This window comes from Aequorivita sp. IT1183 (genome assembly GCF_058068265.1).
On the sequence record NZ_JBYRHS010000001.1, the window covers coordinates 63320 to 86927 of the forward strand.

Sequence of the window (23608 nt, forward strand, 5' to 3'; positions counted from 1 at the left end):
CAGTATTATTTTTTAAGTTTTTGGAGATATTTCTCAATTTCCGTTCTATCCGGAACTGTTGTAATCTCTTTTGTCAGTGCCGTTTCAAAAGTCTGTTTTGCGGCGGCATCGTAATTTTTTTCAAAGTAATACTTTCCAGTTAAATAATAGGCTTTCCAGTACTCGGGATTTTTTTGCTGTAATGCTGAAAGGGTTTCGGGCAAAATAATTTCATCTTCCTCAATTGCCGTTTCCACTTCCCGCTCCAAAACTCGGTATTCTTCGTAATCTTTATACGTCTTTGAATACACAAAAGGATCTTCAGGTATATTTTCAACTGAATTAGAAAGAGAGGTTTTAGCCGGATTTCCTTCTCTATTTTTAAATATTTCATCTAAATTATAAGAAACAAATTCTCCCAATTGATACGGATTTGAAGAAACCCAAACCTCTTTGCTTTCTGGTTTAAAAACAATGCCGTGATGTGCTAAAAGCTGATTCAACGCTTTTTCATTTCCGAAACCAATTTCTTTATCGTCCAACCCATTCTTGTTTCGAAGTATGGCAACGGCGCCATCCACATTCAGCTTTTCATCTTCTGATATTAATTCTTCCATCCGTTCAAAACGATACATGGAGTGGCTTTCTGCAATCCATTCGGTATTTCGGTTATCGTTTTTGTAAGCTTCACTTTGAAAGTGATTACTACAAATTAGTTTGTCTGTATTCTCAACTTCATAAACCCCAAAATTATCAGGCGAGACTTCAATAATCGCGGCTTTTTTATCTTTTGCGCTTCCTATAAAAATAGCTTCGGAAACAAAAACTTCACGTTTTTTAGCAATTGCTATAGCTTCTTCAATGGTTGAAGCATATTGCAGAATTTCGCGCGTTACAATAGAAATAGGTGTTTTCGCCGCTTTTGGAATTTTAGATTTTCCAGCATTTATGGTGACCGTTAACCCTTGGTCGTTCATCCCCGACACTACCCCAACCATTCCACCCCAAGTAACAGACATAAATTTATGCCCTTCGGAAGGATTTACGAAGGCAATTATTTTTTCCTTCGCAAATTCATCGCCTGCGTAAAAGTCAAAATTTCTTCCAATAAGTAATTCGCCATCCTCAGTTTTATCATACCAAACTGCAAAAGAAGAACAGCCCACGAGCATCAAATCTTTCATGGCGTGACCAATATCGTGCGCTCCGTGTAGGTAGAGCAACCGTAAATAAGGCTCGGCAATTTCACTAAAACTCGAAGAAGAATATTGCGAAAGCCCATAAATTTCAGCTTTGTACTCCTCGGGAATGTGCAAATACATTTTACGATTGTACCAAGCTAGAAATTTCCGAAGTAAATATTGTTGCGCTTTAGAAGGCACCAAATCTTCCACTTTATTGAAAAAAATAGCTTCCTGCTTTTGCATTAAATCTTGGGTTAAACTTCCAGTTATTTTACCAATTTGCAACGGGTTTCCTTCCACATAAAGTTCCCATTGGCCTTGTTTGTTTTTCAGAAGTGAATTATTGCCCGCTATAAAAGTGGAGTCGTTTATTTTTACTTTTTCAGGAATCGAATCATCGTAGCCACTTACATCTGGGCGATTGTGAATAGATTTTGAAACCCCGCATGAATTCAGAAAGACTATTAATAGCGTAAGTGTTAAAACTCTTTCTGAAAATTTCATCTTAACTATCTTGTTTTTTTCAGTTTTGCAGCCCTATTATTTGTTTGTGTAAAAGCCTTGTTTTCCTTGTAATCCAGCCATTTTTGGCCAAGAGATTTCCTCATTACATTTTCAAAATGCCGCATAAAAAACACATTGTAAAGCATATTTACAATCCTTTTTGGGTGTCTTGGAAACGCACGAAGCGTCATTGAAAAACCACCGTTCAAATATTTTATAAAATGCCAGTAGCCGCTTGGCATATAAAGCGCATCGCCGTGTTTCATTGTTGTGTGAACGCCTTCCAAATATTCTAAAGCCGGATATTTCTCAAAATCTGGATTGTCTAAATCTATGCTTTCTAAATTGTGCACCGCGAAAGGTATTTTGTACAAATATTTAGTTTGTTCGGGGGAAAAAAGCATCACGCTTTTAGTGCCGTGAAAATGAAAATGCACCAAATCTGCCAAATCCATATCGTAGTGTGGTAAAACTTTGGAACCTTCGCCGCCAAAGAAAAGCACGGGCAGCCGTTTGAAGAATTTTAAACCGATATCGGGATATTCAAAATCCTTTAAAAGTTCTGGCAATTTCATCTTTAAATCGTAGAAGAAAATACGCAGATTGGTTGGTTTGGTTTTAATTAATTCAATGTAATCTGCCATTTTCATTTCGGTGGCGGGTTCGGCAGAATTTTGCTTTCCTTTGGTTGGTTCGTTGTTGTAAAGTGGAACAATCTGATCGCCGGCATGCTGCTGAATATAATCTAAATTCCATTTTTGAAAAGCCTCCCAGTCTTCGGTCAAGCCTTCAATTAAAACTGGCTTTTGGGGTTTGTAATAATTTTCAATGAAATCCTCTTTAGAAATATTTCGAATTCTTTGAATTGGTGTTGTTCTGATTATCCCCATATCACAACGCGTTTAAGTAATTTCTTCTGTTTTGGTGGCTTCCAGTATTTTATTCAGCAAATATTCGCCTCCCAATATTTCTGAACAAGTAACCACACCACTAATGGTAACGCCCAAAATACCGTGCATATTTAAACTTTGCCCAGTAAAGAATAGGTTTTTCACTTTCGTGCGGGGCGAAATAAAAGACTTTAAAGGATTGTTTGCATCCTTTACATAACCATACATAGAACCATTATTACTGCCAATATAATCCCGATAAGACAAAGGGGTTGACGCGTAAACAGACTCAATGCAATCACGAAGATTAGGAAATTTTTTCTCGAGTTCTTTAATGATTATCTCAGATTTGTAGGCTTTAAATTCTTCGTACGTCTGCCCTCTATCGTTTTTCTGAGCTGCCGTATTAAAGGTGTCTAACCAAGGTTCCATTTCGCTAAAACGCATATAGGTCATCACCGTCATATTATCGCCAAATTCCTCAGTATCCTTTTTGATTCCCATGGAAACCATATAATTTTCAGGCCAGCTTTCTTGTGTATAATCGTAGGCATTCCAAGTGTTACGATAATCTTTAAAGTGGTAGTAATTGTGATTTATGTATTTAAAACAATCTGGTTTCATTACCAAATAAAGACTAAAAGCCGCGATTGTGCTTTCAATATTTTCGATCCTTCTTGTGAAGGATTTTCTAAAATTTTGTTGTCCAATTAATTGCAGCGTTATTTTTGGATCGATATTCGAAATAAATTTATCACCCTCTATAGTTTTTCCATTCGCTGTCTCCACCGAAGTAACCACTCCATTTTCCGTGTTGAATTTAGTTACTTCGTGCCTTTTAAAAGCTTTGCCACCATTTTCGCGCAATCTATCCAAAAGCGCTTTGGTTATTTGGCTTCCTCCGTTAATGCAACGGTAGGAGCTTTCAATGTACGAATTCACCGAAAGCGCGTGCATATAAAAAGGGGTGCGCTCACTTTCTCCAGCATACAGCAAATTGCTTCCGCCTAAAACCGCTCGCAGCTTTTCGTTTTTAGTAAGAGATTCTATAAAATCCTTCGCTTTCAACTCAAATAAGGAGGTGTTTTCATAATACGGTTTTCCAAGTTTTAGCTTGTAAAGCGGAAAACAGTTGCATATTTCCTGCATTTTTTTACAATACGCTGCTATCGCTTTTTTTTCTTCGGGGAAATCGGCAAGTAAGATTTTTTTGAAGTTTTCGTAACCCTGAGCGTGCCTGTATTCTTTCGGATCATTGTCAAAAGTGATAACGTCGAATCCATCTTCGTCCATCTTTTTTAGCGTAATGTCGTCTAGAATATCTAAATACTTGAAATAGCTATACAGATTTTGACCTTCGGAAAGTCCGCCAATGTAGTGCACTCCTGTATCAAAAATAGTTTTGTCGCGAACAAATGTTTGTAGATTGCCGCCAAACTGCTGGTTTTTTTCGAGTACGCAAACACTGTAGCCTTCTTTGGCAAGAATAATTCCAGAAACCAGCCCGCCAAGGCCACTTCCAATAATTACTACATCAAATTTTTCATTCATTCTGCCTTGTTTCCGGATGGTTTAAAGATACTAATATTAGCAGCCCGATACACAATTTGAAATCCTAAAGTATCCATAACTTCTGTGTTGTTTGCTAGAGCATTTTTCAGTAAAACTATCGTATCTATTGGAAGATTGGGGATTTGTTCAATCACCTTTGAAGAGATTTTCGCCGAACTTAGTATTAAAGTTTTTACGTTTGAAGGCAATGAATCTTCCACCGAATCTATAAAGTTAAGTCTCCCGAATTTTTGGGAGATATAACTATTTTGAAGTGTTGATCTAATTTCAGAACTTTCAATTAAACTGAAAATTTTTCGATCGGGTCCATCTAGGGCGAAAAGAAAATCTAACTGCCCAAAATCTTCCGAGATATGTAAAATGTTTCCCCTTTTTTCAACTTGGCGGATAATTTCAAAATACGTTTCCGCACTTTCACTTAAATCCCTTTTTACATTCTTAAAAAGTGTATCGCCTTTATAGCGAAATTCTTCCAAAACAATTTTATGAAAATACGTAGGACCTTCCATCTTTTCACGAAGTTTTAAAAATTCACTTTTGAAAAATGCGCCAACTTTTTTCGCTTGCTGACTATGGTTTTCTCCCAAAGTATTGTCCTCGGCCTTAATTCGCGCTAAAATTTCAACTGTTATACCTCCGTCTTTTATTATAAAACTTCCCTTGGGGTTAACTTCGCTATTTCCGTGTATTAAAACTGGCAGAATATCTAAATTAAATTCATTCGCCAAATAAAACGCTCCTTTGTGAAAACGCTTAATTTTATTGGTTGGGCTGCGGGAACCTTCGGGAAAAATCATCAATGAATACCCTTGATCTATTTTTTTCTGAAGTGGTTCCAAACTGTTTTCGATACCGCTAGAAACCGGATAAAAATCTGCTCGCTGCACAACTTTCCCAAAAACTGGCGAATTATAAACCCAATCATTCACCAAAAAACAAATTTTAGGATGCAACATTCCAACCGCCAAAATATCGAGAAAAGAGGTGTGATTTGCGATAATTACAGCCGGTTTTGAGAAATCTTCGGCAGTTTCATTTATCACCTTTTTCTTTACAAATGGGTTGGTATAAAGAACCGATTTCATATACTTTGAAATCACTTTATGCAACCAACTCATTTTCTTCTTTTTGCTGATAGGCAGTAGCGGCATCACGGTTACGCTGTAAATTGAAAGCAAAATACCACCAAGTCCGAAATAGCCAAATGAAAGTACAGAATGAATAAACATTCTCGGGCTAATGGGACGCTTTGTGCGACTGCCAATAAATAGTTTAAAAAGCAATGGCTGCATCGTAAATGCAGTTATCATTGCTGAAAAAATCCCAATAATCGAAACGATAGAAATAGAATATAAAGCAGGATGTTTCGCAAAAATTAATACGCCAACCCCCAAAATTGTGGTCAACACAGAAAGCATTATGGAGGTTTTGTGTGTTGCCATTACTTTTTCGCCAGTGGCCAATTCTTTCAGCAAACCTTTGGTCATAAAAATGCTATAATCGATGCCAAGTCCAAAGATAAAAGTGGAAATAATAATATTAAAAATGTTGAATTGAATGTGAAAAAGACCCATTATTCCCAAGGTCAAAAACCAAGTTAGAAAAATGGGAGCAGCAGTAACTAGAGTAAGCGACAAACTTCTAAAGAATAGAAGAAGTATCAGTAGCACGGCGATCAAACAATACCCAATTAAACTATTGAAGTCATTTTTTAAATTGCCTAAAAAAGTCTCGTTCATTTCCTGGCGGTCTATTACGAGTGTGTTTGCAATGTTTTTGAAAACACTTTTTATTTCCGAAGTGTTCTCATCTTCTAGTTTTATTACTGTAGTAATTGTGGTAAAATCAGCCTTCGTGGTTATATAATCCTCCAAAAGAACTGAAGGAATTTGCTGATAATCTTCTGGTTTTAGAGTTTCAAAGTCTTTCTCTAAAAAAGTGTAAAACTGCGTGAATGTTGTAGGTTTAAAACCGCGTTTATCACCACTTTCTATTAAATTAATCTGAGTGCTATCTTTTCGGGTTTCGCTCCAAAATTGCTTCCACTCAGCAATTTTTTTACGTTGATCCCACTGCGAATGCACCAATGCACCAATGGAACTAAAACTTTTAATCCTTCCTTCGCTCTTCAACAATTCCAGTTTTTCGTGAATGGAATCATTCAGTTGTAAAGTGCCTTCTACAGACTTGCCGTAGGTTGCGAGATAAATCGATTTTGAAGAAATATCAGTGAGTTCATCCAAATGCTGCATTGCAGCTTTTATTTCTTCGGGTTCATAATTTAATTTTGAAATATCTTTATCGAATTTCACACGTTGAAAGCTGAAAACACTCACAACCAATACAGCTGCTAGACCTATAAGCAACCATTTATTCTTGTGAAAAGGATATTCTGCAACTCTGTCTAAAACGTTGATTTGCTGTTTCCGAGAAAGTGGATTTTTGTAAACCAATGGTATAAAAAATAGCGCAAAAACCGAAGCTCCCAAGACACTAACGGCGGCAAAAATGCCTAAATCTTGCAATGCTTGCGAATCTAAAAACAAGAGACATAAAAACGCTAAAGCAGTAGTTAAGCTACTCATTAAAATGGGTTCGGCTACATCTTTATACAGACTTTCCAGCGTTTCATTATTGCGAATGTGGGTTAAAATATGCAATGAGTAATCTAATGTTACGCCCAGTAAAACCGAACCAATCCCGAGTGATATCGCAGAAATTTCCTGTCGCAGAAAATATAATAAAGTTACCGCTAGCAAGCCTCCAAAAATGGTTGGGATAAAGAGAATAACGGGAACGTAAATTTTTCTATAGTAAAAAATAAACACCAAAATTAGCAGTGTCATTGCGACGCCTACTGTTAATTGAATGTCGCTTTTAATTTGGGCCGCATTGGCAACGGCTATAAGTGCCGCGCCAAAATACTCGCTGCTCACCGTTCCAGAATATTTTTTATTTAACGAATTTTGAAGCGTATAAAGTTTTTCAGCAAAGTGGGTGTTTTCAGCGGTTTCGCTGCTTCCAAATTTTGGGGTTATAAAAAGAAGAATGTTCTTCTCATCTTTACTAATTAGGAAACCGTCTTTCAATATAAAATCATCGGTTACGCCAAGTTCTCGCAATTTCTTTAATGCAATAAAGGAAAGTCCCAGCGGGTCTTTCAAAATAAAATCTTTTGAAACAATGCCCGAAGGTGAAATAAGTGTTCTGAAATTAGCTTCGGTTATGGTGGAAACACTGTCTTTTTGAAGTTTTTCTGCAATAATTTTATAATCTTCCTTTTCTAGAAAAAGCGGTAGATTTTCATACACAAAATTCATCGTGCGCTGAAAATCGTCATCATTTACTTTTCCGCGAATGTTTTTAATGTAATCTCCAGTTTGGGTATTTAAACTATCCAAAAACTCCGTGGCATATTCGGTTAAATCTTGGATTTTAGCATAATCACTTCGGTGGATATTTACTATAATCTTATCGGTAAAATTAACTGTCTTCAGTACTTTTTGAAGATTTTTAGCATCTTCATTAATAGGAATAAGTTTCGAAATATCTTCTTCAAACCGAATTTTGGATACAAAAAAAGCAAGTCCAAAAAGCACCAAAAGCAGCAGCAATACGCTGCCCACTTTATTTTTCAGCAGAAATTGATACCTTTTAAAAAACCATTTACCCATTGTCCAAAATCTTTTTCCTTTCAAAAAACGTCAAAAACACATAACCCATCAATCCACAAAAAATAGACGCTGAAACTGAAAGAACAAAACTGCCAACAATATAGGATTTTAAATATTTCACCAACTCCATACTTGGTTCAATTTCGCTAATGGTAAGCACAAAGTTTTCACCCAACAACCAACTCCCCAATTTTAAGCTGATAAAAAGAATAAGCGGAATGAAAGGCGGAATACTAACGTTACTAAATGCAAAGGCAATTACTTTGTTCAAGTTAAAAAGTATTGCCAAAAAAAGTACCACAACTGTGTGAAAACCCCAAAGCGGTGAAAGACCAATAAAAACGCCAAGTGCAATGGAAAATGCCTTTTTTTCAGCGGAGTCGTCACTTCCCAAAAAGTCTTCCATAATAAAACGCTTGAGACCTTTTTTTTTCAATTTTCTGAAAATATCTCGAGGTTTTATATAAAGAAATGTTAGGATTACTAACCAAGTATTTAAAATGCTGATACGCGTGAAATCCTTAAACGGACGAAAATGCGAAACCCTATCTTCTGTTTCGTAATGAATTTTTATCGGTATGTTTTTCACTTCAATACCGTGCCAAGCCGCTTTTACAATGGCTTCAATTTCAAATTCAAATTTTTGAGTGTAAAATTTCAGCTTTTTCATTGCAAAAAGCGGGTACAGTCGAAAGCCTGATTGGGTGTCCTGCAAGCGCGTTCCCGTTTCAACCCAAAACCAAAAGTTGGAGAATTTGTTCCCAAAACCACTTTTTTTAGGAACGCCCAACTGAGTCATATTCCTCGCTCCGATGAGTAGAATTTCTTTATTTGAATCTTTTTCCAATGCTTCAATAAACGCTGGAATATCTTCGGGAAAATGCTGCCCATCACTGTCTATAGTGATTGCATAATGAAAACCCCAATTATCGGCTTGTTTAAAACCTTGGCGCAGCGCATTGCCTTTCCCCCTATTTTTTGAAATATGTATTTGCGGAATTTGCGGAAACTGAGACAATATCTCTGCCGTAGAATCTGTGGAACCATCGTTTACAACTATTACATTTTCCGTATAAACTAAAACCTCTTCAATGACTCTTTGCAGCGTTTTGGAATTATTGTAAGTGGGTATAATCACGCAGCATTTCAGTGTTTTTAATTTTTCTGAAAATGGTTTTTGGCTCATTGATGATTATAAATTACAAATCTAGTTTGGGTAAAAATATGTTATTCGACTATAAGTTTTCAAGATTTCAGAAAATGATTAAACACCAAAAGGTTCAGCGTTAATCAATCCCAATATTCTTTTCAGCCAGAAATCTATTGTAAATTTTAAGAAATATTACAATTTCTTCGGCTTGATTCTGTTCCATCACCCGAATTACCAATTTCACTTTTTCAACTTTTCCCTTTTTATTAAGAAAACCTACAAATACATTTATGAATGCTCCATTGGAGCGATAAGAAATATCTTGGAAGTCATACGCCCTGGAAAAATCATACAAAACCGGATCAATGTAATACTCATCCAAGCGACTTCTCATAATCCCTAATTTCAAGTAATCTCCTTCAAAACTGGCGCGAAATGGGCGACTAGCACTTTTAAGATCAAAAGCATACGTGTTTATTTTTTGTAAAATTATGGACTTTACTTCTTCAATGGAAAGAGGAGATGGCGGCGGAGCTTTCCGAAAAACTTCAACCGAGCCATTCTCAAAAACGATTTCTTTTATTTCAGATCTTGCAATAGTATATGTAGGTCCGTCAGGGTTTTGTGCGCTTTTATATTTAAAGCCCTCGTCGTTGGCTTCAATTATTTTAGCTTCAATTTTCTTTTCTGATTTTGAAAAGATAATATCCTGGGCAAATACATTTGAACACCCAATAAATAAGAAAATTATTATATACCTCATAATTCAATAACCTTAAAAGTAGCATTCAACTTTAGCGCAACTGTTTCATCGAAAGAAGTAATGTTTTTCACTTTCACTTCTCCATTTTCTTCAGTAATATCAATAGAAATTTTCAATACAGCATTTTTTTTAGGATTAATAATTGCCGTGAATTTAATATTGGACGAAACAGCCAATAATAAATTTTTACCCGTTTTATCTTCAGTCAATTCTTGTATAATTTGAATCATACAAACACCCGGCATTACTGGATTTCCTGGAAAATGCCCTTTAAAAATCGCATGTTTCTCGTTTAATTGAATCGTTGCCAAAATTCCGTCGACCGTAGTCTCGGTACTAATAACTTTATATAATCCTTCTATTAACATATTTGTTTTAATTGAATTATGGAGTTCGGGAATTTCCCGCTTTTTAGAAAATTAATCTCCGGAGATTATTCATTTTTGAATTTTTCCAAGTCTATCGCTAGCTTAATATTGCTGTGTTTTATTGTAATTATCTCCGCAATATTTTCTTCGGAAGAAGTAAAATTAATCACCACTTTTTCTTTCGATTTTGATGTATTTACAATTTTATCGAGCTTATCATTCTTGTTGTTCAGAAAATAAAAATTGAAACTTTTATCTAATTGTGTTTTATAAAGCCTTTGATTTTCGGTTTCATAAACTGTTATAACCTCAGCACTTTCGTTTACTAACAATTTAAAATCGTCCTTTAAAACATTAATAATAAATTTTTTGTCTAAATTTTCCACTACAAAATGCTTCGTAAAAGTATCGTCCTCAAACTGAAAATCGAACAGTTTGCTGCCAAATTCGGTTGTAAAAACAACGCGGTGATTTTCGGGAGCAATTTTTTTTACAATCAATATTCCTCCAAAATTTTTACCATAAACAGCAATTTTCGCCTTATACACATAATCAATTTCTGGATTTGAAAAATAAGGGTTTTCTACTGTAGTTTTCGTGAATTGCACTTGCCGCAATCCTTCGGTAGTTTTTAAAGAACACGACGCCAATGCTACAATTGCGAAAAAACTAATTGCTAAAAACCGAATCATTTACTGTGTTATTTAAAACGCGATTACTGAAAATAATTCGCGTAAAATCCTGCGATGGCTCCACCATTTTTACCTCGTAAACCTGCGCATCATCTTTATTAAAAAGCAGCTCAAAGGACGCTATGTAACCGGCTATTTTTTTGTCTTTCGGAATAAATACTGCTTTTATATTTTTTGAAGATTTAAAGAAGGAAACCGTAAAATCGGCATCATTAAACATATTCCCTTTTACGCTACTTACAATTAATTGGTTCAGCTTTTTGAATAGTTTACTATTACCAATATCCACTTTACTTTTAGTACCGCCATCATTGATGAGCAGTTGATCTTCCTTGAAAATTACACTGTATTGGTATGGGTTTGTGTATTCCCACTTTACCAAATCTGGCGCTTTAAAAACCATTTTTCCCGACGTTTTTACATCTTCCGTTAAAAAGTCGAGGTGTTTGTATTGCACAAAATCGGTCTTTATCGTTTTGGTTGTTTTTGCCGTAGCGATTACTTTTTCTTTAAAAGAAGCAATTTCAGAAGTATTCATTGCAGTTTCCTGCGCTTGAAGCGAGCCGCCAATAATAAAAAATAGTAATAGAAAATAATTACGCATAAGCTTCAATTTCAAGTAAGCGGTCCACCGGAACCGACTGCAATTTGTGCGATTGCAAAAATAGCAATAACTGTTCCAACACAGCTAGCGTTTTTGCACTGCTATCGTGGAGCAGAATGATATCGCCCTTTTTTAGGTTGGTAGTAATTCGTTTTAAGATTTTTTCTTCGGAAATATTTGTGGTGTCCAAACTGCGTTTACTCCAGCCGACTGAAAAATGTTCCGAGCTTTTTAAAGCCTTTTTAATATTCGGATTGGTTACGCCAAAAGGTGGACGAAACATTTTCATTTCCTTCCCCGTGATTTCTTTAAGAATTGAATTGGTTTGTTTCAATTCTGCAACAATTTTTTCTGCAGAATAAAACCCGAAATTTTTGGAATGTGAATACGAATGATTCCCGATTGTGTGGCCTTCATCAATAATTTGACGAACTATTTCCGCGTGGTTTTCCGCATTTTTACCGATTAAAAAGAAAGTAGCTTTTGCGTTGTGCGCTTTTAAAAGCGATAAAACTTTTAGCGTGAAATCTGGGTTTGGACCGTCATCAAAAGTGATTGAAATATAATTTCCTGTAACTTTGTAGTTGTAATTTAAGGATTGAAAATGATAATTCAACTTAATTTGAAAAGACCCGATTGCAGTAATTATAATCCAAATAAGCACGAACAAAACATATAACCAAGCTGGAATATCGCCAAAAAAACCTGCGAGCAGCAATCCAAAAAAGATTACTAAAGCCAACGCGTTTATGGTGTAAAATCTCAACATTTTTTCAGCAGAATTAAACTATGGTTTTCACCGCGGTATTGATTGTAACACAAAACCGTTTTAATTTCGGTAAGCTTAATGGCGTTAATTTTTACGATTTCGGGAATGGTCTGCGATTTCAATATTTTGGAAGCAAGCCAAAGCCCAAAAGCAGAAACAGTATAGTTTTCGCCAACTAAATGTTTGTAAAAAACTTGTTGGTTATTTTTAAAAATTCCTTCTGAAAGTTGCTGGTAATAATCATCAAAATTCACGTTGCCATTGTTGCCCAAAATAACAATATCAACATCGTCCACCGTCAAATTGTTTTGCGCTAAAAAGCTTTCGATGGTTTTTGAAACCTTTTCTTTTTGAAGCGTATTATAAGTTTCAACCGCGAGCAATTCAGCATAACAAGATTGTTTTTTTTCATTTGAAACCACAAAGAAATTTGCGCCTTCACTAAAAACAGCACCTTCGGTTTTAGCGTCTAAAACACTGGAAATAGTTGCGTCTTCACGCTTTATATGGTTAATAATGCGATGAGCTTTTATAGTATGTTCTTCCAATTCCTCAACGCCGCCCACTAATATATTTGCTGCTTCTTCATTTTCTAATTGCATTTTGGCATCGAGCAAAGCAGATTCAAAGGAAATTGCCGAATGCACATAAGTAAAATTATAAGCTTTGCATTCCAATCCCAGCGCAATCTGGCCAGCAACCGTATTGTGCGTACTTTGAATAAAAGCGGTGGGTGTCAAATATTCTTCATTGTTATCGATAATAGCGCTCACAAATTTTCCCGTCTCAATCATACAGCCCAATCCAGTGCCAGTAATAATTGCGTCAACGGTTTCAATTCCGGCTTCAGCCATCACAATTTTTGAAGCGACCACACCCATTTTAATGCCTTTGGCCATTCGGCGGGCAGCAATTGGCGAAATATATTGTTTGTAATCTGGATTTTGGGCGAAAATTATAGGGTCTTTATAATCAATAATTTCATCCAAAAAAGAAGTGTTATCAAAAGTTTTTTGAGGCGAAATAGAAGCGATGCTGTTTATGTAAACTTTCTTCATTACGCTTCTTTTGAAAATATTACGGTTGAACAATTTCCACCAAAACCAAGTGAATTTGAAAGCACCGATTTCAATTCCTTTTCTTTCAATTCCGTTTGCGGTACCAATGAAAATTCCTTCATCGGGGTTTTAAAGTTTAAGTTTGGGAAAATCACATTATTTTGAAGTGCTAAAACGGAATAAACTGCCTCAACGGCTCCAGCTGCTGCCAGCGTGTGTCCCGTAAAAGCTTTTGTGGAACTGAAATCAGGCATCAATTCACCAAAAACTCGTTGCATTGCGCGGCCTTCCGAAAGATCGTTATTGCCAGTGGCTGTTCCGTGAGTGTTAATGTAATCAATTTCTGAAGGTTTTAAAGCTGCAACTTTCAATGCCTTTTCCATCGCTAAAGTTGCGCCTTCTCCATTCTCAGAAGAAGCGGTTTGATGGAAAGCATCATTTGCATTTCCGTAGCCTTTTACATAGGCGAGCACTTTTTTGTTTTCGGCTTTTACAACTTGGTCGCTTTCCAAAACCAGAAATGCTGCGGCTTCACCGAGATTCAATCCTTTTCTGTTTTCGTCGAAAGGAGAATTGTAAGTATCGCTCAAAATCATCAAAGTTTTAAAACCGTTGATAGTAAATTTTGAAAGACAGTCCGTCCCGCCCACCAAAACACGATCCAATTTTCCAGATTTTATTAGTCGGGCGCCAAGCATAATTGCATTCGCAGCGGAAGAACAAGCGGTGCTTATCGTTGTTACCAAGCTTTCTTCAATTCCTAATTGTAAAGCGATTTTTTGGGTAGAATCTCCAGCGTGATGGCTTTCAATGTATTTTTGTAGTGGCTTTTCTGTCAGGTAATCGTAATAATATTTTTCGGTCATATCCATTCCGCCCACGGTGGTGCCAGAAATAATACCTGTTTTGTATTTTTTAATTTCGGTTATTCCAGCGTTCGCAATCGCCTCTTTTGCGGCAATCGCACCGAGCAATGCTGTTCGAGAATAATTGTTTTCTGAGGGAAGGCTGAGCTGCAATATCAATTCATCATTAGAAAATTTTACTTCTCCAACCATAATTTCAGTACGATGAATAGTTTCAATATTTTCAACGCGAGAAATGCCTTGTTTTTCGTTTATGAGCGCATTATAATTTTCCGCCACATTGTTGCCAATGGCAGAAATTATACCCATTCCCGTTATGGCTACGCCTTTGCTCATTTATTGATTGTACTAAAAAATTCGACCGCAAATTGACTGTGCTAAATATGAAACACGCCATCAATTCAAGACTATTTATAAGAATTATTTTGTGCGGTGTTCTAAAATATAATCTGCCATTGACTGTACAGATTCAAAAATTTCTCTTCCTTCTTTTGGGTCGCTCAAGCGGATGCCGTAATCTTTGTCTAGCATCACTATAAGTTCTAAAGCATCAATAGAATCTAAACCTAAACCGTCGCCAAAAAGCTTGTCATCATCTGCAATCTCAGCAACTGAAACATCTTCGAGATTTAATTGTTCAATGATTTTTGCTTTTAATTCTTGCTTTAAGTCACTCATAATTTATTGTATAATCTGTTTATTTCTTCAATGTCGTGTTCAGTTTCGCCCCTTTTTTCAACTAAATAAAGGAAAGCTTCGTAGCTATTTTCATCAAAATCTACCCAGCCACAAAGTACTTTTTCTGCTTTACCACTTCGCAATAAATTGTTGGCGTACAGTTGCAAATGCTCGGCATTAAAGTGATCAAAGATAAAAAAACTATTTTCAGAATACAGGCTGTGTTTGATACTTATCTCGCCCAAACATATATTTGGAAGCGTGTAAACAAAAACCGCTGGACTGGGGTAATATTCAGCATCGTTTTCTATAGCAGTTTGATGTTTTCGGTCTGTATCTAAACTGGAAGCCTTGTTTGAAAAAATAAGGGCTACGTTATTTTCTTTTTCGTTTAAGTTTACATTCTTCAACAATACTTCGGCCGCCAAAAAAGCGAGTTTGCTGAGATTATCCATTTTAAAAAACTTGGGATAATCTGTATTTAAAAATTTGTAAGCATTCTTTATAAAGGTTGAAAAATTTTCGGGAGTATCACTAAAAAGCAGTTTGCCATTTACTGAAACAGTATGGTTTTTAATGTGGGAATAACTTGTTATGTAAAATTTCTCAATCAACTTTTTAAATTTATTTTCTCAAACATTTTATACAAAAGCACACTGGTTAGCTATTTATTTTTGCGAAAATTACCGCGGTGTTGCAACCTCCAAAACCCGACGCGGTTTTTAGGAATGTCTGCAAGTTTTTGGGTGTATTGGTTTTGATGATATTCATATTTTTTGAAACGCCAATTTCGGTAAATCCTTTGGATGAAAAAAGTGTGTTTTTTTCCAAAGAATGCATTCCCACAATGGTTTCCAACAATCCTGACGCCCCCAAAGTATGTCCGAAAAATCCTTTTAAACTGTTAATTGGAACTTGCTCCATTCCCAAACGACTAAAGGCGATAGCTTCCATTTCATCATTAAAAGACGTTGCTGTGCCGTGAGCGGAGATATAATCTATATTTAAAGCATCCATCTTAGCCTCTTTAAGCGCAGCTTTTACACTACGGAAAAGTCCTTCGCCAGTGCGGGAAGGGCCAGAGATATGGTTTGCATCGTTGCAAGTGGCGTCTCCCAAAATTTCAACCGCCTCTTTCGGAAGATTTTCTTTTGAAGAAGTAACCAAAGCACTTGCGGCAACTTCCCCGAGATTTATGCCTACCCTATTTTTATCAAAAGGTTTGCAAGGTTCCGCAGATAAAGCTTGAAATGAATTAAAGCCAGAAAGAATAAACTTTGTTACCAAATCGCCACTGGCTATAAAAACGTGATCGTATTTTTCTTCAGAAATAAAACGTTTTGCCACAGAAATAGCTAAAACTCCCGAAACACAGGCATTGGATACTACAATAGCCTCATTTTTAAAGCCGAAAAAATTCTGAATTACTTTCGCCAATTCGCTTAAATACGCCCGACTTTCAGGGAAATCGCTCTCTTTTTCGAGCACATTAATATTTCCTTTTGTAGTTGAAATTATAAGTCCAACTCTTTCATTTAAAGGTATATTAGAAGCATCAATTACTTTTTTCAAAGAAAGAATTAGCATTTGTTCAAGTTTTGTAAACTTTAAAGCATCCGCAATTTTGTTGAATTCCTCCTTTATTACTTCCGAAGAGATTAGGGAAGCACAGAATGGTTCAGGCAAAAGCGAGCGGTCGTCATGTTTAGCCAAGCCCGAAACTCCTTTCAAAATATTTTCCACAACAGTATGGCTGTCAAAGCCCAAGTTGCTATAAATATTGTTGTATGAAAGATATGTTTTAATCATTTTTTACAGACCCATTTGTTTTTTCCAATGTGCAAAAAAGTCAGGATTTGTCAATGAAAGTTTGCCTTCATTATCTAAAAATACCTGAATGGTTTCGCCTATACAAACCAACCTTTCTTTGGGGTCAAAAATGCTATACCTAAAAATCATTTTTGCCGCCGGCGAATCTATAAAAGTAGTTTTTATGGTCGCAACATCGCCGTAGCGTAGTGGTAGCTTGTGTTCGCAGGAAGATTTTACGATTGGCGAAGTATATCCGTTGGCTTTCTGTTCTAAATACGAAATGCCGTGTTCGCGCCCAAAAGCTTCTCTACCATCTTCAAAATATTGAATATAATTACCGTGCCACACAATTCCCAAGGGATCGGTTTCTGTGAAACGCACGCGTATTTCAGAAGTAAAACTTATTTCTTTTTTAGAATTAGCTAGCATTTTTTTCGACTATAAATTATTCCTGGCAGAATATACAATTAATTTTTTCCCGCTAAAGGTTTCTGCTGTGTGTGTGCTTTAAATTTTGCCCAATACAGTTTTCATTTCGCTGACAGCAACAATTTTACCTTCGCATTCGGTTTGAGCGGTTATCAATGTAACGCCCATAATTTCGTGAAGAATATTTACAGTTGTTTTTAGTTCTTTGCCAACATCCGGAAGTTCAAAAATTTCAACACTTTTAATAGCGCCAATATAACCAGTTGGAGCGGCTTCTTTTCTTAGAAAAAATTGATAACCTGTATAAAGCGCAACAGTTTGAGCCATATGCTCAATTAAACCGGGGGCGGCGAATTTGTTATTTTTCGAAAAAATATTTTCTTCGGAAATAGTTAATCCCGCAACCACTTTTCTCTCTTCAAAATGAAGTAATTTATCTACCATTACAAACGGTGCTCTCTGCGGAATTAACGTTCCGAGGAATTCTTTGTCTGTGATTATTTCGGTGAAAATATTCATTTAAGTTTTTATTTTGAATCGTTATCTGTTTCCCAAAAGTCGAAATAATTAAACCATTGCAAGGGATGTTTTTTCAAAATCCATTCAACGCTTTCAGTATATTTTTGCAACAAACCTTGGGCATCGCGATTTTTTACTTCCGCTTGACGGGCGTATAAATGATAGTGATTGTTAGTTTCTTTCATTACATAAACAAACAACACAGGCACCTTCAATCTGCTTGCCAATAAAAATGGACCAGCGGGAAAATTTGCATTCTTTCCCATTAAGGATCCCGTCAATATTTTTTGATCTTTCATATATCTATCGCCCGTAAAGCAGACCAATTCGCCATTGCTAAGCGCATTGTGGATTTTAAAGATATGCGACATGTCTTCTTCGACCAAAATAAATTTCACCTTAGAACGTACGGTAACTTTTTCCATATATTCTTTGATTTTTACATGTTCGGCATCTGTAGCAACAAGGCTAATTTGCGAACGAGTATCAATTTCTTCGAAAAAATATTCGGCGATTTCAAAGTTACCAACGTGGGCACTAATTAAAATACCGCCCTGTTTTTTGTCTAAAAGGCTTATAATATTCTCGACGCCATCGCACTCGTGTGTAAACCTATCTTTTAAACCAGAAGAAATTGCGGCTTTATCTATGATGGTTTTTCCGAATACGTAATAACTTTTATAAACGCTGAAAAGACTCTTCAGCAAAGAATATTTTAGTCTTTTTCGAAAATAGTAGTAAATGGAACGTGTGCTTTTGCCTGCAAAGAAAACATAATATAACGCAACAAAATAAAGCAGTCCGTAAGCGGCGCGAATCCCTAATTTCCGAATAAAAAATATAAAGATTTTATACCCAAAAACGGTTCCTTTGCTTTTACCTTCCCACTCACCTGCCATAAACAGTTATTGAAAAATTTAGCTTATTTTCGTTTCAATCAGGTCGTAAAAATCTTGAAGTGTTATTACATTAAGGAAATCTTCACCAGTCAATTTTACGCCAAAATTGGCCTCAATGGCAACTACCAAATCCACAAAATCCAAGCTGTCCAACTCTAAAGTTTCCTTTAGATTGGCCTTTGGTTGTATATCATCAGTTTCTACCTCAAACTCATCTACCAAAAAGTAGTTTATCTTCTCAACTATAACTTCTTTATTCATTTTACTAGGTGCACTTTTTAATAATTAATGCGGAATTGGTACCACCAAACCCGAAAGAATTGGACAAAAATACATCTATTTTTTTGTCTAACGTTTTGTTAACAAGGTTTAATTTGGAGGCCGCCTCATCAGGCGTTTCAAGATTAATATTTGGTGCGATAAAGGAATGTTCCATCATTAACATAGAATAAATAACTTCGCTCGCTCCTGCCATCCAACATTCGTGACCAGTCATTGATTTTGTAGAACTTACAAATGGGCCTTTTTCGCCAAAAACATCAATAATTGCAAGCGCTTCGTTTGCGTCGCCAACGGGCGTTGAAGTTGCGTGTGCGTTTACATAATCAATTTTAGCCTTATCGATGTTTGCTTGTTTCAAGGCCATTTTCATCGCTCTTGAAGGACCATCAATATTTGGTGTTGAAATATGTTCTCCATTAGATGAAAAACCATAGCCAATAATTTCACCCAAAATTGGGGCGCCACGTTTTACGGCGCTTTCGTAACTTTCAATTACCAAGGTTGCAGCGCCACCGCTAGGCACAAGTCCGTCGCGGTCTTTATCAAAAGGACGGCTTGCTTTTGTGGGATTAGATTGTGTAGAAAAAACACCTAAACCATCAAAACTACCCATTGCGAGTTCGTTAATTTCCTGCGCTCCGCCAGAAATAATACAATCCTGTAACCCATTTTTAATTAAGAAATAAGCCATCCCAATAGAGTGGGAACCGCTGGCACAAGCGGCACTGATAGTAAAATTTATGCCTTTTAATTTAAAAATTGTAGAGAGATTCATCGTTACCGTAGAGTTCATGGCTTTAAAAATAGCGCCAGAACCAACTAGGGTTGTATCTTTTTTTTCACGAATCTTATCTACAGATTCCATTACAGATTTTACTGTACTATCGTTTCCGTAGAGAATTCCCACTTCGTTTTCATCGAGAAATTGTTGGTCAATTTTGGCATTTTTTAGTGCTTCCGTAGTTGCAGCGTAGGCATAAGCACCTTCTTGCCCCAAACTAATGCGTTCCCTTCTGGAGAGCTGTTCCTTTAAATTAGGCTCTTCTACCCAGCCCGTTAAACAGGAACGATAGCCGAATTCTTTACGCTTTTCATCGTAAATAATACCAGACTTACCGTTATACAACGACTCTTTAACTTCTTCTAAGTTTTTACCAATGCAGGAATAGATGCCCATTCCAGTTATAACTACTCTTCTCACGTCTCCTTCAGATTTATGAATAAATTCCGCCATTAATATTTATTACTTCCCCGGTAATATACGAAGCTTTTGGTGATGCCAAAAAGCTCACCAAATGTGCTACTTCTTCCGCTTCGCCAAAACGGTTGGCTGGGATCAATTTTTTTAGTTCCTTTTCGTCAAGTTCTGCGGTCATGTCACTTTTAATAAACCCAGGAGCTACAGCATTTACTGTTATATTCCGCTTTCCAATTTCTTGCGCCAATGCTTTTGTAGCACCGATAACGGCTCCTTTTGCAGCGGAATAGTTTACCTGGCCTGCAGTTCCCTTTAAGCCAGAAACTGAAACCATATTGATAATTCTTCCATATTTGTTGACCAATAATTTTTGAATCAATGCATTTGTAACATTATAAAAACCATTCAAACTGGTGTTTATTACACTGTGCCAATCGTCTGGTTTCATCCACATAAAGAGACCGTCTTTAGTGATGCCCGCGTTATTTACAAGCACTTCAATTATAGCGTTTTTATTGTTTTCGTGCCATTGCTCCAATGCTTTATTTACTGCGTTGGCATCGGTAACGTCAAACTGGATTATTTCGCCTTTGCTGCCTAATGCTTCAACCTCTTTCAATGTTTGAAGGGCTGCTTCTTTATTGCCGTTATAATTTATAAGAAGGGCATATTCTAAATCCTTTGCCAATTGAATACAAATTGCGCGACCAATACCGCGAGAACCTCCCGTGACTAATGCGTATTTCTGTTTTAGATTTTTTTCTTCCATTGGTGTATTTTGTGGTGAATTATATCTTAGACTCCAAGCTGATTGTCGGAATTATACTATTTCTGAAGTTATTTTGAAAAATCCATCAAAAACTCTTTCACTTTATTCACGTAGGGGTACATTACAACATCTTCCTTAAAAACCGGAACAATTGCACGAATTTCATCATACATTTTCTTGGTTTCTGAAGAAACTTGGTCTTGCACTTTTAGGTATTCTATTGCCTGAACAATTGTTATAAGCTCGATTGCAACAACTTCAAAAGAATTTTCAATTACTTTTTTTGTAATCAACGCAGCGTTTGTGCCCATACTCACAATATCTTGATTGTCGTTATTATTTGGGATGCTATGCACGTACATTGGGTTACTAAGCATTTGGCTTTCGGCAGTTGTGGAAGTTGCAGTAAACTGTACTCCCTGCATTCCAAAGTTTAGCCCCAATTTTCCTAAATTAACAAAAGGAGGTAAAATGTTGTTTAATTTTGAATTGAGCAAATAGTTTAATTGACGTTCAGAAAGCATCGTCATTTTTGCGACGACTATTTTCAGCTTGTCCATTTCTAAAGAAACATAATCGCCGTGAAAATTTCCGCCGTGATATACATTTCGCTTTTCAACATCTACAATTGGATTGTCGTTAGCCGAATTTACTTCTTCAATTAGTACTTTTTCAACAGTATTCAGCGTATCCAAAACAGGTCCTAAAATTTGCGGCACGCAACGAAGTGAATAGTATTCCTGTACTTTTTCTTCAATAACATTCTCGCTTTTTGACCCGTTATAAAGATGATGTTCTCGCTTTCGGGTTAAGCTGCTATCTTTTAAATGAACGCGCATCATCTCTGCAATTTTACGCTGCCCCTCATGTCTTTTTGTTTCATTTAATTCAAATGAAAGGTGGTCGTCATACGCTTTTACAATTTCATTTATTGCAGACGAAGCTTTAATCATCCACTTCAAAATTCGCTTTGTGTAAAGCACATTTACAACGCCAATACCCGTCATTACTGAGGTTCCGTTCATTAAAGCTAAACCTTCGCGAAGCTCTACTTTTATGGGTTGCAGGTTTTCAAGTTTGAAAACTGCTTCGGTATTTTTACGTTCGCCTTTATAAAAAACTTCGCCTTCGCCAATTAAAACCAACGCCAAATGAGCAAGTTGAACCAAATCGCCACTAGCGCCAACGCCGCCGTGTTCGTAAATAAGTGGAATAATATCTCTGTTTAATAATTCGCTCATCAATTCAATAACCGAAGGATGAACCCCACTGTGGCCAAGGCTCAAAGTGTTTAAACGCGCAAGCATGGCAGCCCGAACATATTGCGGAGAAATTATATTTCCGGTACCCGACGCATGGCTGCGGATAAGATTATATTGCAATTGTATGCGCTGATCGTCCTTAATTTTATACTGCGCCATCGGGCCGAAACCAGTGTTAACGCCGTAAATAATTTTATTTTCAGAAAATTCTTTTAGAAAGTCAAAACTTTTTTGAACTCTTTCTAATATATCTTTGTGAAGTTGGACAGTATCGTTTTTGAAGATAATTTCATCAAAATCAGCAATTTCCAGTTTTCCTTTTAATATTGGCATTTAGGCTTGAATCAAATGTTTTGTTAAATTAATTTTTCCAAATACTATGAAAATTTTAGATTGTAAATTTAGAGTTTTTTAATAATCTTTAACTTAATAATTATGAATGATAATGCTGTAGATGTTTTAATAATTGGCGCTGGACCTTCGGGTTGCGTAGCGGCTTCCTATTTAAAAAACAACGGTATAAGCATAAAAGTTGTTGAGAAAAGCGTCTTTCCACGTTTTGTAATTGGTGAAAGTCTTCTGCCTAGATGCATGGATCATTTTGAGGAAGTAGGACTTTTAGATTGTTTGATGGAGCAGAATTTTGAAATAAAGTCGGGCGCCAGATTTTTAAAAAACAATGTAGTTTGTAATTTTGATTTTGGAAAAAAACATACTTCAGGTTGGGATTACACCTGGCAAGCTCCGCGCGCAGATTTTGACCAAACCCTCGCAAACGAAATCGTAAAAAAAGGTGTGGACGTATCTTTCGGACACGAAGTTACTGCGGTTGATTTTGATGAAAAGGGTCATTCAACTACAACTGTAAAAGACGAAAATGGCAACGATTATAAAATAACTGCGAAATTTATAATTGACAGTAGTGGCTATGGCAGGGTTTTGCCGCGATTACTAGATTTGGAAAAACCTTCGACTCTAAATCCAAATTCTGCAATTTTCACCCACTTAAAAGAAACTGAACGCCCCGAAGGTGTTGAAGGCACGCTAATTACTTTTGATGTAGTAATGGACGACGTTTGGCTTTGGGTAATCCCATTTTCAAACGGAAATACAAGTATTGGTTTTGTGGGTCCAACGGAATTTATTGAATCTTTCCAAGGAACAAATACTGAGAAACTCCAAGAAATGCTGAAAATCTCAGACTATTATTACGACAGACTTAAAGATTTAGAATTTCTATTTGAGCCGCATATTATTAAAAACTATTCAAAAGCGGTGAAGCAGCTTTACGGAAAAGGCTATGCCCTAACGGGAAATAGTGCCGAATTTTTAGATCCGGTGTTTTCTTCCGGCGTAACTTTTGCCACAGAATCTGGATTGAAAGCCGCCAAATTAATTACAAAAGAATTAAAAGATGAACCAGTTGATTGGGAAAAAGAGTACACAGACTACATTATGAAAGGCGTAGATGTTTTTAGAACCTACGTTAGCGAATGGTACTCTGGCAATCTTCAGAAAATATTTTTTCACCGTCCTGAAAACCCTGTAATAAAAGAACAAATTTGCGCGGTACTTGCGGGTTATGTTTGGGATGAAACCAATCCTTTTGTAAAAAACCACGACCGACTTGTAAAAACGGTTGCGAAGGTTATTGATATGGAGAATGAGACGGTAAGCTAATATTTGC

At 36.4% G+C, this 23608-nt stretch carries 23 protein-coding genes; 1 reads left to right on the forward strand and 22 read right to left on the reverse strand.

What is annotated here, in order from left to right; genetic code table 11:
* Positions 1-5: 5 nt before the first annotated feature.
* The 22 genes from AC3RVF_RS00255 to flxA all read right to left on the reverse strand — a co-directional run bounded on the left by AC3RVF_RS00255 (position 6) and on the right by flxA (position 22254).
* Positions 6-1667, reverse strand: coding sequence for a C45 family autoproteolytic acyltransferase/hydrolase (locus tag AC3RVF_RS00255; RefSeq protein WP_489692487.1), 1662 nt, complete (start codon positions 1665-1667; stop codon positions 6-8).
* A gap of 5 nt (positions 1668-1672) precedes the next feature.
* The gene (locus AC3RVF_RS00260; protein WP_489692488.1) at positions 1673-2557 is read right to left on the reverse strand and encodes a cupin-like domain-containing protein; all 885 of its coding nucleotides are present in this window, start codon (positions 2555-2557) and stop codon (positions 1673-1675) included.
* Positions 2558-2569: 12 nt separating this feature from the next.
* Entirely contained in the window at positions 2570-4108 is a 1539-nt protein-coding gene (locus AC3RVF_RS00265) for a phytoene desaturase family protein (RefSeq protein WP_489692489.1), read from the reverse strand.
* Entirely contained in the window at positions 4105-7803 is a 3699-nt protein-coding gene (locus AC3RVF_RS00270; RefSeq protein WP_489692490.1) for an MMPL family transporter, read from the reverse strand. The genes AC3RVF_RS00265 and AC3RVF_RS00270 overlap by 4 nt, the downstream gene beginning before the upstream one ends.
* The gene (locus AC3RVF_RS00275) at positions 7796-8989 is read right to left on the reverse strand and encodes a DUF2062 domain-containing protein (RefSeq protein ID WP_489690648.1); all 1194 of its coding nucleotides are present in this window, start codon (positions 8987-8989) and stop codon (positions 7796-7798) included. The genes AC3RVF_RS00270 and AC3RVF_RS00275 overlap by 8 nt, the downstream gene beginning before the upstream one ends.
* A 100-nt stretch (positions 8990-9089) precedes the next feature.
* A complete protein-coding gene (locus AC3RVF_RS00280) occupies positions 9090-9716 on the reverse strand; it encodes a hypothetical protein (protein WP_489692491.1) in 627 nt (208 codons plus the stop codon).
* Positions 9713-10084: an ApeI family dehydratase gene (locus tag AC3RVF_RS00285; RefSeq protein ID WP_489690646.1), complete on the reverse strand. Its 372-nt coding sequence runs from the start codon at positions 10082-10084 to the stop codon at positions 9713-9715. The genes AC3RVF_RS00280 and AC3RVF_RS00285 overlap by 4 nt, the downstream gene beginning before the upstream one ends.
* Positions 10085-10149: 65 nt before the next feature.
* The gene (lolB2, locus tag AC3RVF_RS00290; RefSeq protein WP_489692492.1) at positions 10150-10776 is read right to left on the reverse strand and encodes a flexirubin biosynthesis protein LolB2; all 627 of its coding nucleotides are present in this window, start codon (positions 10774-10776) and stop codon (positions 10150-10152) included.
* Positions 10754-11380 (reverse strand): flexirubin biosynthesis/transport protein LolA2, encoded by a 627-nt coding sequence (gene lolA2 / locus AC3RVF_RS00295; RefSeq protein WP_489692493.1) that lies wholly within the window; start codon positions 11378-11380, stop codon positions 10754-10756. Before lolA2 ends, lolB2 begins: the two co-directional genes overlap by 23 nt.
* The gene (locus AC3RVF_RS00300) at positions 11373-12149 is read right to left on the reverse strand and encodes a polysaccharide deacetylase family protein (RefSeq protein ID WP_489692494.1); all 777 of its coding nucleotides are present in this window, start codon (positions 12147-12149) and stop codon (positions 11373-11375) included. The genes lolA2 and AC3RVF_RS00300 overlap by 8 nt, the downstream gene beginning before the upstream one ends.
* Positions 12143-13207: a beta-ketoacyl synthase N-terminal-like domain-containing protein gene (locus AC3RVF_RS00305; RefSeq protein ID WP_489692495.1), complete on the reverse strand. Its 1065-nt coding sequence runs from the start codon at positions 13205-13207 to the stop codon at positions 12143-12145. The genes AC3RVF_RS00300 and AC3RVF_RS00305 overlap by 7 nt, the downstream gene beginning before the upstream one ends.
* Positions 13207-14409: a beta-ketoacyl-[acyl-carrier-protein] synthase family protein gene (locus AC3RVF_RS00310; protein ID WP_489692496.1), complete on the reverse strand. Its 1203-nt coding sequence runs from the start codon at positions 14407-14409 to the stop codon at positions 13207-13209. Before AC3RVF_RS00310 ends, AC3RVF_RS00305 begins: the two co-directional genes overlap by 1 nt.
* Before the next feature lie 84 nt (positions 14410-14493).
* Positions 14494-14751: a phosphopantetheine-binding protein gene (locus AC3RVF_RS00315; RefSeq protein ID WP_489692497.1), complete on the reverse strand. Its 258-nt coding sequence runs from the start codon at positions 14749-14751 to the stop codon at positions 14494-14496.
* Positions 14748-15365, reverse strand: coding sequence for a 3-oxoacyl-ACP synthase (locus AC3RVF_RS00320; RefSeq protein WP_489692498.1), 618 nt, complete (start codon positions 15363-15365; stop codon positions 14748-14750). The genes AC3RVF_RS00315 and AC3RVF_RS00320 overlap by 4 nt, the downstream gene beginning before the upstream one ends.
* A gap of 46 nt (positions 15366-15411) precedes the next feature.
* A complete protein-coding gene (locus tag AC3RVF_RS00325) occupies positions 15412-16560 on the reverse strand; it encodes a beta-ketoacyl synthase N-terminal-like domain-containing protein (RefSeq protein ID WP_489692499.1) in 1149 nt (382 codons plus the stop codon).
* A 3-nt stretch (positions 16561-16563) separates the two neighbouring features.
* Complete coding sequence (locus AC3RVF_RS00330) at positions 16564-16992, reverse strand: acyl-CoA thioesterase (RefSeq protein ID WP_489690637.1); 429 nt, start codon at positions 16990-16992, stop codon at positions 16564-16566.
* A gap of 78 nt (positions 16993-17070) precedes the next feature.
* A complete protein-coding gene (locus AC3RVF_RS00335; protein ID WP_489692500.1) occupies positions 17071-17511 on the reverse strand; it encodes a hotdog family protein in 441 nt (146 codons plus the stop codon).
* An 8-nt stretch (positions 17512-17519) separates the two neighbouring features.
* Positions 17520-18410 carry a lysophospholipid acyltransferase family protein gene (locus AC3RVF_RS00340; protein WP_489692501.1) on the reverse strand — a complete coding sequence of 297 codons (891 nt, stop codon included), beginning with the start codon at positions 18408-18410 and terminating at the stop codon, positions 17520-17522.
* Between the two features lie 18 nt (positions 18411-18428).
* The gene (locus AC3RVF_RS00345; protein WP_489692502.1) at positions 18429-18671 is read right to left on the reverse strand and encodes an acyl carrier protein; all 243 of its coding nucleotides are present in this window, start codon (positions 18669-18671) and stop codon (positions 18429-18431) included.
* Positions 18672-18675: 4 nt separating this feature from the next.
* A complete protein-coding gene (locus AC3RVF_RS00350) occupies positions 18676-19926 on the reverse strand; it encodes a beta-ketoacyl-[acyl-carrier-protein] synthase family protein (RefSeq protein WP_489692503.1) in 1251 nt (416 codons plus the stop codon).
* The gene (flxB, locus tag AC3RVF_RS00355) at positions 19907-20659 is read right to left on the reverse strand and encodes a flexirubin biosynthesis SDR family reductase FlxB (RefSeq protein ID WP_489692504.1); all 753 of its coding nucleotides are present in this window, start codon (positions 20657-20659) and stop codon (positions 19907-19909) included. Before flxB ends, AC3RVF_RS00350 begins: the two co-directional genes overlap by 20 nt.
* A 68-nt stretch (positions 20660-20727) precedes the next feature.
* Entirely contained in the window at positions 20728-22254 is a 1527-nt protein-coding gene (flxA, locus tag AC3RVF_RS00360; protein ID WP_489692505.1) for a flexirubin biosynthesis tyrosine ammonia-lyase FlxA, read from the reverse strand.
* A gap of 102 nt (positions 22255-22356) precedes the next feature.
* Between flxA and AC3RVF_RS00365 the strand changes: the two genes are divergently transcribed.
* Entirely contained in the window at positions 22357-23601 is a 1245-nt protein-coding gene (locus AC3RVF_RS00365; RefSeq protein WP_489690630.1) for an NAD(P)/FAD-dependent oxidoreductase, read from the forward strand.
* Positions 23602-23608 lie beyond the last annotated feature (7 nt).